11 protein-coding genes are annotated in these 11,330 nt (G+C 56.5%); 8 read left to right on the forward strand and 3 right to left on the reverse strand.

Features of this window, described 5'->3' with window-relative positions:
- Positions 1-14 precede the first annotated feature (14 nt).
- From L248_RS05290 to L248_RS05300, 3 genes are read left to right on the forward strand one after another with little or no spacing between them, the layout of a single operon-like run.
- Positions 15-1,643, forward strand: coding sequence for an extracellular solute-binding protein (locus tag L248_RS05290; RefSeq protein ID WP_022529083.1), 1,629 nt, complete (start codon positions 15-17; stop codon positions 1,641-1,643).
- A 13-nt stretch (positions 1,644-1,656) separates the two neighbouring features.
- On the forward strand, positions 1,657-3,030 hold the full coding sequence (locus L248_RS05295) for a glycoside hydrolase family 1 protein (protein WP_022529084.1): 1,374 nt from the start codon (positions 1,657-1,659) through the stop codon (positions 3,028-3,030).
- 53 nt (positions 3,031-3,083) lie between these two features.
- On the forward strand, positions 3,084-3,791 hold the full coding sequence (locus tag L248_RS05300; protein ID WP_022529085.1) for a TIGR00266 family protein: 708 nt from the start codon (positions 3,084-3,086) through the stop codon (positions 3,789-3,791).
- Positions 3,792-4,017: 226 nt separating this feature from the next.
- Here L248_RS05300 and L248_RS05305 read toward each other — a convergent pair whose 3' ends face one another.
- Positions 4,018-4,902 (reverse strand): Rgg family transcriptional regulator, encoded by an 885-nt coding sequence (locus tag L248_RS05305; RefSeq protein WP_022529086.1) that lies wholly within the window; start codon positions 4,900-4,902, stop codon positions 4,018-4,020.
- A gap of 249 nt (positions 4,903-5,151) precedes the next feature.
- Here L248_RS05305 and L248_RS15815 point away from each other — a divergent pair, with 249 nt between their 5' ends.
- From L248_RS15815 to L248_RS05325, 4 genes are all read left to right on the forward strand, one after another.
- Entirely contained in the window at positions 5,152-5,508 is a 357-nt protein-coding gene (locus tag L248_RS15815) for a hypothetical protein (protein WP_155828576.1), read from the forward strand.
- 47 nt (positions 5,509-5,555) lie between these two features.
- Entirely contained in the window at positions 5,556-6,092 is a 537-nt protein-coding gene (locus L248_RS05310) for a hypothetical protein (RefSeq protein ID WP_022529088.1), read from the forward strand.
- A 664-nt stretch (positions 6,093-6,756) separates the two neighbouring features.
- Complete coding sequence (locus L248_RS05320; protein ID WP_081701225.1) at positions 6,757-8,394, forward strand: Nramp family divalent metal transporter; 1,638 nt, start codon at positions 6,757-6,759, stop codon at positions 8,392-8,394.
- The gene (locus L248_RS05325; protein WP_040535025.1) at positions 8,381-8,818 is read left to right on the forward strand and encodes a universal stress protein; all 438 of its coding nucleotides are present in this window, start codon (positions 8,381-8,383) and stop codon (positions 8,816-8,818) included. Before L248_RS05320 ends, L248_RS05325 begins: the two co-directional genes overlap by 14 nt.
- A gap of 78 nt (positions 8,819-8,896) precedes the next feature.
- Here L248_RS05325 and L248_RS05330 read toward each other — a convergent pair whose 3' ends face one another.
- Both L248_RS05330 and L248_RS05335 read right to left on the reverse strand, forming a co-directional pair.
- Positions 8,897-9,478, reverse strand: a complete 582-nt coding sequence (locus L248_RS05330) for a YitT family protein (protein WP_196811995.1) — start codon at positions 9,476-9,478, stop codon at positions 8,897-8,899.
- A gap of 38 nt (positions 9,479-9,516) precedes the next feature.
- Entirely contained in the window at positions 9,517-10,299 is a 783-nt protein-coding gene (locus L248_RS05335; protein ID WP_022529092.1) for an endonuclease/exonuclease/phosphatase family protein, read from the reverse strand.
- Positions 10,300-10,462: 163 nt separating this feature from the next.
- Here L248_RS05335 and L248_RS05340 point away from each other — a divergent pair, with 163 nt between their 5' ends.
- Positions 10,463-11,224, forward strand: a complete 762-nt coding sequence (locus tag L248_RS05340; protein ID WP_022529093.1) for an IclR family transcriptional regulator — start codon at positions 10,463-10,465, stop codon at positions 11,222-11,224.
- The last annotated feature ends 106 nt before the right edge of the window (positions 11,225-11,330 follow it).

Below are 11,330 nucleotides of genomic sequence, written 5' to 3' on the forward strand. Positions count from 1 at the left end.
AAGGAGATCCATCCATGAAAATTCGTCGTTTCCTTCTTACCGCCGGGGCCGGTGCCCTGGCTGTCCTCGCTCTCGCTGGGTGTGCCGGCTCTGGGGGCACCAACGCCAGCCTCAAGAGTGACGTCAAGGTCAATCCCACCGGCTTCCCCATCGTGGACAAGCCGCTGAAGATGACCCTGATGGCGCCCAGCACCGGGGTCGTCAACTGGAACGATATGGTCGTGCTGAACGACTACGCGAAAAAAACCAATATCACCTTCAAGTACAACACGCCGCCCAGCTCGGATTTCTCCACCAAGCTGAACCTGGCCTTCGCTTCCCAGGACCTGCCGGACATCATCTACGCCGCCGGCAGCGCCCTCACCCCGGCCAACGAAGTCTCCTACGGCGAACACGGGCAGCTGCTGCCGCTGGAGAAGCTGATTCCTAAGTATGCGCCGAACCTGAACAAGCTGATGAAGCAGGACCCCAGCATCCGCCAGTCCATCACCACCCCGGACGGCCACATCTACGGTCTACCGCTGATCTCCCGGGGCGCCCTGTCCTCCTGGTACATCGGGCCGCTGTGGTACAACGGCAGCTGGCTGAAGAAACTGGGCGTCAAAGAACTGCCCAAGACCGCCGATGAATTCTATGCGCTGCTCAAGCGCTTCAAGAACGACGATCCCAACGGCAACGGCAAGGCCGACGAGATTCCCTTGAGCGACGTGAAGCTGACCAGCTCCCGCTACTGGCTGATGTCCATCTTCGGCCTGCTCAGCAACACCGTGCAAAACAACGGCAACAAAGTCGTCTACACGCCCATCACCAAGAACTACAAGGAATACCTGACCTTCATGCACAAACTCTTCGCCGAAGGGCTGCTGGACAAAGATACCTTCGCCCAGTCTGACGACCAGAAGAAGGCCAAGGGCCAGGCCAACCGGCTCGGCGTCTTCAGCGACTATTTCTCCTACTTCACCACCGGCCGTACACCGGCCCAAGCCGCAGCTGACCCAATGTGGCAGCCGCTGACCAGCGACGTGTCGCCGAAGGCCGTCGTGCCCGGCAACCCCCGCTTGAACCGGGGCAACTTCGCCATCACCAAGAACAATCCCTCCCCGGCCGCCGCATTGCGCTGGGTGGACTACTTCTACAGCGACAAGGGCGCCGTTTACCTGAACCAGGGGCCCGAGGGCTACCTCTGGAAGAGTGCCAAGAACGACAAGGGGCAGACCGTCCGCGTCTTCGCCAAGGGTGTGACCCCCGAGAACAGTGAAGACAAGCGCAGCAAGCTGACCCCCGACTATGGCCTGACCGTCCCTGCCCTAGCCTCTGACCGGGACCAGTACAGCATCCGCACCGACGCCAACGCCCCCGCCGTGGACGGCTTCACCACCTTCGTCCGGGCCGAGACCAAGGCCAAGATCGACCCGTACGCCCGCGTCCCCTATCCCCTGGTTTACTTGACTAAGGAAGAACAGGATTCCATTAGTTCCATGACCACCGACCTGGCCACCTTCGTGGAAGAATCCGAAGCCAAGTTCATCACCGGCGTCACCCCGCTCTCCGACTGGGACAAGTACGTGAAGACGATCAAGGGCATGCACGTGGACCAGTACACCAAGGTCTACCAAGCCGCTTACGACCGCTGGAAGAAATAGGAGGACCGGCCTGATGACTGCATTTCCCACTGGCTTTCTCTGGGGCAACTCCGTCTCGGCCGTCCAGACCGAGGGCGCGTGGAACACGGCCGGCAAGGGCCCCTCGGTCTACGATGAGCGGCCGGCCACGGACCACAGCAGCGACTGGCACACCGCCATTGATGCCTACCACCGCTATCCGGAGGACATCGCGATCATGAAGGACCTGGGGCTGACCTGCTACCGCTTCTCCATCAGCTGGAGCCGGGTCCAGCCCGCCGGCACGGGGGCGTTCAACGAGGCCGGCATCGCCTTCTACGACCGCTTGATCGACGACCTGCTGGCCGCCGGCATCACCCCGATGATCTGCCTCTACCACTTCGACATGCCCCTGGCCCTGGCCCAAGCGCACAACGGCTTCATCAGCCGGGCCGTGGTCGATGCATTCGTCGTCTACGCCCAGGAGATGCTCCGGCGCTTCGCCGACCGGGTACCCTACTGGCTGACCTTTAATGAACAGAACCTCTACGGCCTGACGGACAGCTTCATCATTTCTGGCTATCAGAAAGGCGCCAAGACGCTCCACGACCTCTACCAGATTCAGCATAACGTGGCCCTGGCCCACGCTCTGGTCACGCAAGCCGTGCACCAGGACTATCCCGGCGTCAAAATCGGCGCGATGATCGCCCACCAGCAGATCTACCCGGCGACCCCACACCCCCAAGACGTCTGGATCACCCAGCAGTACCGCACCTTCGTCAACGATAACGTGGTCGCCCTGGATACCGCCGGCCGCTACCTGCCCCAGGTCGCCCACTTCATGGAAAGCCACGGACTCGGTGACATCTTAAAGCCGGCCGAACTGGCAGAACTGGCTGGCGCGCAGAGCGACTTCGCCGCCATGAGCTACTACTGGAGCAGCACCTTCGACCACACCCGCCTGCCCGCGGATACGGCGCCCAACTGGTACAACCAGTATGCGGTGAAGAAGAACCCCTATCTGGAGGCCAACGCCTGGGGCTGGCAGATCGACCCCATGGGCTTCCGCAGTGCCGTCAACAGTGTCTACCAGCAGACCGGTCTGCCCATCTTCCCCATCGAGAACGGCATCGCCGCCCGGGAGCACTGGGACGGCCAGACACCCATCGCCGACGATTACCGCATCGCCTACCACCGGGATCACCTGCGGGCCCTCCAGGCCGCCATCAGCGAGGACGGCGTGCCCGTCATCGGCTACCTGGGCTGGGGCTGGCTGGACATCCCCAGCTCCCAGGGGGACATGGAGAAGCGCTACGGCGTGGTCTACGTCAACCGCGGCAACCACAACCTGCGCGACCTGGCCCGGGTGCCCAAGCAGAGCTATCCCTGGCTGCAGGAGGTCATCCGGACCAATGGCGCCCACCTCTAACCAGGTTTCTGGTATACTGAAGGCAATTTCAGAAACCAAGGGAGTTGTCGGCATTGAACTATACGATTTCGCAAGACACCGCCTTCCCGACGGTCACCCTGCACCTCGGCCGGGACGAATCCGTCCAGATCGAACGCGGCAGCATGATCGCCCACAACGGGCAGGTCAAGCTTGAAGGCCACATGAACAGCAACGGAAAGAAAGGCCTGGGCGGGGTGCTCAGCGCCCTGGGCCGCAGCGTCACCAGCGGTGAGAGCTTCTTCATCACCACCGCCACCGGTCTCTCGGACAGCGGCGAGCTGCTCATTGCCCCGGCCAACCCTGGTGCCATCCGGGAACTGACCGCCAGCGGCAGCACCCACTGGCGCTTGAACACCAGCGCCTATCTGGCCAGCGATGCCGGCACCGGCTACCGCATGGTTCGGCAAAAGCTCAGCGGTGCCGTCTTCGGCGGCACCGGCGGCCTGTTCGTGATGGAGACTGAGGGGAACGGCACCTTCCTCGTCTCGGGCTATGCCGACATCATCGAAGTGACCCTGCAAAACCAGGAGTATGTGGTCGACAACAGCAACGTCGTCGCCTGGAGCCAGAGCCTGGACTACAACATCGAAGTCGCCAGCGGCGCCTTCGGCTTCAAGACCGGCGAAGGGCTGGTCAACCACTTCCAAGGGTCCGGCACGATCCTGATGCAGACCCGCAGCATTGAAGGCTTGGCGAACCTGCTCCTACCGTATATGCCGCAATCTTCCGGCAGCAACTAACCATCATCATCAAAAGGGCCCTTGTCCCGCCAAAGTGCGGCGGGACAAGGGCCCTTTTGCGGTGCGTTGACGATATGCTCCGAGTGTCCCTCTGATCGGCGGTATAAAGCTGATTAGTCGCGGTTTAGTGAGCACACGTAAAAAAGCAAGTAAGTATATTATCCACATTTGGATCTTATATAGGGTGGCTGCGGTAAGATTTAATCATCAGCAAGGAAAGGAGGTACTAATCAGTGTCTGTCAGTAATGGCCACATGGCTTCGACATCGCGTGTATCCTGCTTTAACTCAAGGCAGCGCAACGTTTCGACCACCCACTGATGCATCACCTTGGCTTCATCTACCCGCCCGCGATGATAGGCCACTGCTGCTTCCAAGTCTTTAGCCTGGATGGCAAAGCCGGCTAAGTCGTGCATTCCAGGATCCCGCCTGGCCCCAGCCAGCACTTGGACAGCACTATCACAGTCGCCTCTCTTGATAATTAACACCCGGCAAATTGAGAGGACGATATTACCCACTAAGTCGGCATTGTTCAGCACCCGTTGATACGTCATCGTATGACTGAAAATATTCTGGGAAATCCAGATTAAGGTTTCAGGGCTGAGAAAGTTGGGCAGATATTGGAGAATGCTCAAGTCGTAATAAAACCAGTTTCGCTGTCCAACCAAGTACGCCGTTACGAATTCAACATCGGCTGCTGCTAATTCTCCCTGACCCAAGGACTTGATGGCCGCCTCGATAGTAATCCGGTCGAGGCGCTGAAACGGTAAGCGCGCGGACTCGTCCGCACGCGGTCGCTGTGCATCAGCAAGCATCCGCCGTAAGGAGGGCATATCTCTTTGCACGTAAACGGCCGCTAACTCTTCAAAAAAAGACGCAACCGGAGAGACGGCAAAATCTGCTCCTTGATAGAGAAACTCCGACGGGGCAACGCGCAAACGCCGGAGTAAGGGAAACAGCTTGGCCATCGACAACGAAATCTCGCCTTTTTCGAACTTGCGCAAAGTGGTCTTGTCCATGATGCCGGCAGAAGCATCTGCCAAACTCATATTCCGGTTGTTCTTGCGGATGTTGTATTCGGCATGACCATAGTCCAGGTTTGAGAAAAACATGCGACCAGCTCCTTTATGAGAAAATGAAGAAATGAAATCCTGGTGATAATTATGGTAATTGTACAGTTATCCGGTGGCAATGTCCACAGTTCTCCAAATTTACCAAAAACCGATCATGGATACAAAGCAAACTGGTCTTCCACCCTGAAGTGTTGCGTCTGCAAGCACCAAAACCGTTCTGTGCATCAACTGTTGGTGAACGTCTCAAACAATGTGTTCACCACGCTCGCATCCACTAGGAGGTAAAAAGTGCATTTTACAAAAACCATCCGAACAGCAATCATCACACTTTCTTGTCTGCTGCTAACTTTCTTCTTCACTAAACCAGCGCTGGCTTCAGCTTCTAGTCAAGATAGCCACGAGGTTTCCGACTTAGTCAGTCCAACTGTATACACCCCGATCAACGATCCCGGCGGTCCCGACACAGTTTGGAAGACGGCTTGGTTTGGATCTGACAACCCTTCCATTTATCAGACCACATACAAAGGCGGTCATAGATATGGCGGATGGATCAACAAAACCGGAGCTACACGCTGGATCTTCCCTGGTGGAGAACCTGGCATCATCCAGTTTGAGTACGCTGGGTTACTTGGTCGGCTAAACTAAAGCAAAATGCCACGGCGTTTTCTATACGGAAAGGACCGAATTGCTTAATGAAAGCCAAAAAGAATCTTCATCAACCATGGAAAATCATTCTCACAGCACTCGTGGGATTGATTTCAGTATTGCTCGCCACTGTATCAACGGTTCAGGCTACGGATACTTCTTCATCTGGTGTTACAGAACCCACAACTGAGGACTTACTGCAACGTGTCGCACCTCAACTAGCAAATAATCCCAGCTTGCAAAATCAGTTCACCATTGTTCGCAATGGCTCAGCAATTTCAATTTTCGTGAAAGACAGTGCTCCACAGGGCTTTGCAGTCAGCCTCCTTTCGGCCAGCGCCTCTGGTGGGCGAACGGGAGTAACCTTCCCCAATGGGTGGACTAAGCCCTGGGACTTCAACGTTTACATTTCTGCTGCAGATCTGAACAGATCAGTACGAATGCTTAACTTGGGGGTAGCAATCCCTTACTTTGGTCAAGTTATCGGTGCTGTAGAAGCTTGGCAGGGCAAAACGGCTCATTTTAAGTACGGTCGAGTGATGGTCTGGCGAGCAGGCGCGTACCAATATTGGTACTACCAGTAAATGTGCTGAGAACTTTGGAGGTGTCCCTGTCATGAACAGCGTACAAATTACCAGCATAGTTGTCTTAATTGCTGGCGTCATCCACCTGGTGGTCAAGGACCTATACCCCCACGTGAGTCATTTGCCGCTCCCTGAAAGGGCCCAGTGGCAGAGGACAGTTGGGTGGTGGCTGTTGGGGTTGGGCGTGGCCCTATGCCTAACTGGCTTTATGCCTGCCGTCCAGACACATCCCAACTCGTACTTCTGGTCACTGACCATTTCAAGTGTAGCTACGTTCATTGCGGCAGCCAGCACAACATATCGTCATGCTAAAAACAAGAGTAACCGGCCACAGTGAATCCAACGACAAGCTGCCGTAAGACAAAGGCTGCGGTAGCATATTACGCATATAATAGTGCATCCAAACAGGGCCCAGCAGGACGGGAAACCGTCTTGTTTGGCCCTGTTTTGTTGGCCTGCTGGCAGACCAACAAACGATTGATCCACTCTTCCAGAAAAATTCCTTCTTTCTAAAAACAGATTCATATAATCTAGTGGTACCGCTCTCTTTCTTGATATGCCGGATTCTTTGCGAATCGGTTGCTAGCAGGCGAGCTAGGCGGCGTTGAAAAGATGCTTAGGCCGGCCTAAAATAATACTTCCCTTCTCCAAAATACGCGGTATAATGAAAACGAAAGTTGAAAATAGAGAGGTGTGGTTGTTCGTGAGTGATAACAATCCGAACCAACGGCATAAGCTCATCGAGTATGCCAACGGCCCTTCCTTGGAGGAGATCAACTCCACAGTCAAGGTGCCAAAAGGGAAAGGCTTCTGGCGGACGCTGCTGGCCTATTCCGGTCCTGGCGCGCTGGTTGCCGTGGGATATATGGATCCTGGTAACTGGTCGACGTCGATCACAGGTGGTCAGAATTTCCAATATCTACTGATGTCGGTCATTCTGATGTCGAGTTTAATTGCGATGTTGCTTCAATATATGGCAGCTAAACTCGGCATAGTCACCCAGATGGATTTGGCCCAGGCGATTCGGGCTCGAACCAGTCGGACACTCGGTATCGTCCTTTGGATTATGACCGAGTTGGCCATTATGGCCACCGATATTGCAGAAGTCATCGGGGCCGCCATTGCGTTGAACCTATTGTTCCATATTCCAATCGTTGTCGCGGTTTTCATCACCGTCTTCGATGTACTGCTCTTATTGTTACTGACGCGCATCGGCTTTCGAAAAATTGAAGCCATTGTGGTGTGTTTGATCCTTGTCATCCTTTTCGTCTTCATCTACGAAGTCGCTTTGTCTAACCCAGTGTGGAGCGACGTGTTAGCCGGCTTCGTCCCCAGTACCAAGACGTTTGCAACAGCGCCTGTCGTGGGTGGTCAAACACCGCTGTCCGGTGCGCTGGGAATCATCGGGGCCACCGTCATGCCGCATAACTTGTATTTGCACAGTGCAATTTCTCAGACTAGAAAAATTGACCACTCCGATCCGGATGATGTAGCGGCAGCGGTGCGCTTCACCGCTTGGGACTCCAACATTCAACTGACGGCGGCGTTTTTCGTCAACGCCCTTCTGCTCATCATGGGCGTGGCTGTGTTCAAAACTGGTGCAGTGAAGGACCCGTCTTTCTACGGGCTGTTCCAAGCACTGTCGGACACATCTAAACTGAGTAACCCCATCCTGATCAGTGTCGCCAAATCAGGTGTCCTATCCGTCCTGTTCGCTGTTGCCCTGCTTGCCTCTGGGCAAAACTCGACGATCACCGGTACGTTGACCGGCCAAGTCATCATGGAAGGCTTTGTCCACATGCGGATGCCTTTATGGGCCCGCCGCCTTGTCACTCGGCTCATCTCTGTTGTGCCCGTCCTACTGGTCGTCGCGCTGACTGCTCGAGAAACAGAGATTCAGCAGCACGTAGCGCTAAATAACCTAATGAACAATTCTCAGGTATTCCTAGCCTTCGCGTTGCCTTTCTCAATGCTGCCACTACTCATGATGACGGATAGCCGTGTCGAAATGAGCGATCGGTTTAAAAATAATGGTTGGCAAAAAGTGTTGGGATGGATTTCGGTCATTGGCTTGACCATTCTCAATATGATTGGCTTGCCGGATTCGATTACTGATTTCTTCGGCGATCACCCCGCCAGCGGGCAGGTAGAAGCGGCTCACATTATCGCCTATGTCTTGATTGCCATCGTGATGGCTATGCTGGTCTGGACAATTCTTGATCTGCGGCGGGGCAACAAGCGCTACGCTAAGAGTCAAGAGGCAAAACGTGCACGGGAGGCAGCAGCAAGTGAAGCAAAATAACGTTATATCGCACATCTTAGTGGGTGTCGATGATTCCCCAGATGCCCTGACCGCGTTCCAGTACGCATTGCACCGCGCCCGTCAAGAGCAAACCAAGCTGACGATCGTCTCCATTTTGGAAGATGACGAGATGAATGTCTTCCAAGCCTTGGATAAAGATTACGTCCATGGTCAGCACGATGATCTGCAAAAGCATATCGAAAAATACCGACAGCTCGCATTGGACGCCGGCATCAAGCAAGTGGACGCCGTGATTGCCGAAGGCGACCCCGGGGACGTCATCGTTCACCAGGTCATTCCGGCGGTGAAACCGGACTTGCTGATCGTCGGTGCCAAATCGAAGCAAGGCATCAGCAAGCATTTCGGCAGCCAGGCCGCTTACATGGCAAAATACGCACCGATTTCGGTATTGGTCGTGCGCTGATCCCGTACCACCTCCTTTAAGATCGTAGAAAGGCCCCGTCGACAATCGCTGTCAACGGGGCCTTTCTCATACTCCGATTCAGTTGTCCTGTACCGGCGGGAAGGGTTGATAATGGCGGAGCAGCCAGCCCATCAGGCCTGAATAAAGAAAGGTGAAGGCCAGGCCCCAAAGCAGGGATTGCCAGCCGAAGACCAGGGTACTGGCCAGCAGAACGATCACGTTGATCACTCGCAGCATCAGTGTCACGTTCAACTGCGGCCGACGGTGGGCGATAATCAGGGCGAAGACGTCCAGCCCTGCCGTTGAGGCGTTGCTGGCGATGCAGCAATAGTAGCCGGCGCCGATGAAGAGGCTGGCGGCCAGAACATCCACCAAGGGCCACGTCGCCAGACGCAGCGGCACGGCCGACCAGGCGGCGAAAAAACCCATGTAGGCCAGGCTGCTGACGATGGACCGGACGAAATTCGTGCGGCCCAAAAACGCCAGCGCAAACGCTAAGCAGCTGACCGTGATGATATTCGTCCAAGTGACCACGCTCAGCGGCGTTAGGCGGGCCAAGACCATGCTCAGCGACGTCCCCCCGCCGCTAATGATGTTCGCGGGGACCATGAACTTAGCGTAGCCAAACGCAATAAGCAGGTTGCCCAGCAGAATCAGCAAGAGAGGCTTCCCGTGCGCCCGAGCCGCTGCCGTGACTTTCACCAGTCCACCGCAATGGTCACGGGGAAGTGATCCGACGCGTACTGCCCGGCCGGCGACACCGTTGTATCCACCGCGTAGGCCGCCACGGGCACTTGGTCATTCACGAAGAAATAATCTAGCCGGGTAGCCGTCTGACCAGGCCGATAGGTGGGCGGCTCGCTGTCCTGCCACGTGCCCGGAGTGGGGTCCGGTCGTTTCTCTGCCGTCAGGGCCGCGTCCCGCAAGGTCTGGGTCATCGTCGCATAGGCCGTGTCGCTGGGGACCATGTTGAAGTCGCCGGTCACGATGAACGGCAAGGTCTGCCGTTCCTGGGCGAACGTGGTGAGAATCTGCTTCACCCCGAAGTCCCGAGCGGCCACTGAGATGTGGTCCAGATGGACCGTCACCAGGTAGAACTGCCGCCCGCTGGCCTTCTCCCGCAGCCGCGCCCACTGGAAGATCCGGTAGGTCGCCGCCCCGGGATAGACAGACGGTTCGTCCGGCGTCTCAGACACCCATTGGTGCCCTTCAGCCAGCGCGTCGAACTTGGTTTTCTTGAAGAAAAGCGCCGCCGCTTCGCCCTTGTCCACGGTATTCTCCCGAGGAATACCGAACCCGCGATAGGCCGGCAAAGCCGCCGCTAGGTCTGCGAACTGGTGCGGTTCTGCTTCTTCGACGGTAAAAATGTCTGGATCGAGTCGCTGCAAGTTCGCCAGGACATAGGGCCGCCGGGCCGCCCAAGCCCAGGGGGCATCGGCCGTGGTATCTAACCGAATGTTATACGTGGTGATGGTAATCATGCACTCCGCTCCTCTCTTATCCTTCTATTGTACCTGGAAAAGCGGTTGCAAAGGGCATTGCTTACCACATTTCTCATAAGGAAAGATGGTGGATTGCGTCCTAACAGCTTCACACGGTACAATGGTTTTGGACATTTCTAAATAGGAAAGTTGGTATAACCCCATGAATCCACCCAGTGAAAAACTCTACGGTACTGTCCTCGTCAAAGCCAAGGCCATTATGGACTACACCCTGTCCGCCGAGGCAGCGCCAACTTTGATGGATATTAGCCGCGGCACCAGCCTCACGAAGCCCACCGCACTCAAGATACTGACCACGCTGTGCGCCCTAGGCTTCATGCATCGGGACGACCGTACCCGCCGCTACACCCTCGGCACCCAGTTCATTCCTTACGCCACCAAGGCTCTGGCCAGTTTCAGCATTCGCGACGTCGCCCTGCCCGCTCTGGAGGCACTGCGCCAGGCCACCGGCGAGACCGTCAACCTCGGCGTTCTGGCCGACGACCAGGTGATGCTGGTGGAGAAGTTAGAAAGCCCCAACTCCATCAAGCTCAAGTCCACCATCGGCGGGCGGATGCATCTCTATTCTTCCGCGATGGGCAAGGCCATCCTGGCTACTTTCCCGCCGGACCAACTGGCCGCTTATTTCCACACAGTGACCTTGCAGCCGGTGACCCCGCACACCCTGACCACACCGGCAGCGCTTCAGCGGAACCTGACGGAGATCCAGACGATGGGGGTGGCCATCGATAATGAAGAAAACGAGCTGGAGGTCTTCTGCGTCGGCGCCACCATCTACCGCCACCACCGGCTCTTCGGGGCCTTCAGCGTGTCCGCACCGAAATACCGGGTGCCGCAGGAGCGGCAGGCGGAACTGGTGCGGCAGGTGCTGAACACCCAACATGCGATTGCAGCGCAGATCTGAGGCGAGGAGTGTTAGTTGGATTGAGCGGCAGGTGACTGTCTGGTCTTAACCCGGGTGACTCCGGGCTCCGCGGGCGGGGGCGGCGACGCGAAGCTAGTGCGAAGCC

Origin of the sequence: Schleiferilactobacillus shenzhenensis LY-73 (genome assembly GCF_000469325.1) — a bacterium.
Lineage (GTDB): Bacteria > Bacillota > Bacilli > Lactobacillales > Lactobacillaceae > Schleiferilactobacillus > Schleiferilactobacillus shenzhenensis.

What these genes read in the sequence shown, in the direction of transcription:
- L248_RS05295 (WP_022529084.1), top strand. Translation starts at nt 1,657, where the DNA reads ATGACTGCATTTCCCACTGGCTTTCTCTGGGGCAACTCCGTCTCGGCC.
- L248_RS05310 (WP_022529088.1), top strand. Translation starts at nt 5,556, where the DNA reads ATGAAAGCCAAAAAGAATCTTCATCAACCATGGAAAATCATTCTCACA.
- L248_RS05340 (WP_022529093.1), top strand. Translation starts at nt 10,463, where the DNA reads ATGAATCCACCCAGTGAAAAACTCTACGGTACTGTCCTCGTCAAAGCC.
- L248_RS05290 (WP_022529083.1), top strand. Translation starts at nt 15, where the DNA reads ATGAAAATTCGTCGTTTCCTTCTTACCGCCGGGGCCGGTGCCCTGGCT.
- L248_RS05320 (WP_081701225.1), top strand. Translation starts at nt 6,757, where the DNA reads ATGAAAACGAAAGTTGAAAATAGAGAGGTGTGGTTGTTCGTGAGTGAT.
- L248_RS05305 (WP_022529086.1), bottom strand. Translation starts at nt 4,902, where the DNA reads ATGTTTTTCTCAAACCTGGACTATGGTCATGCCGAATACAACATCCGC.
- L248_RS05335 (WP_022529092.1), bottom strand. Translation starts at nt 10,299, where the DNA reads ATGATTACCATCACCACGTATAACATTCGGTTAGATACCACGGCCGAT.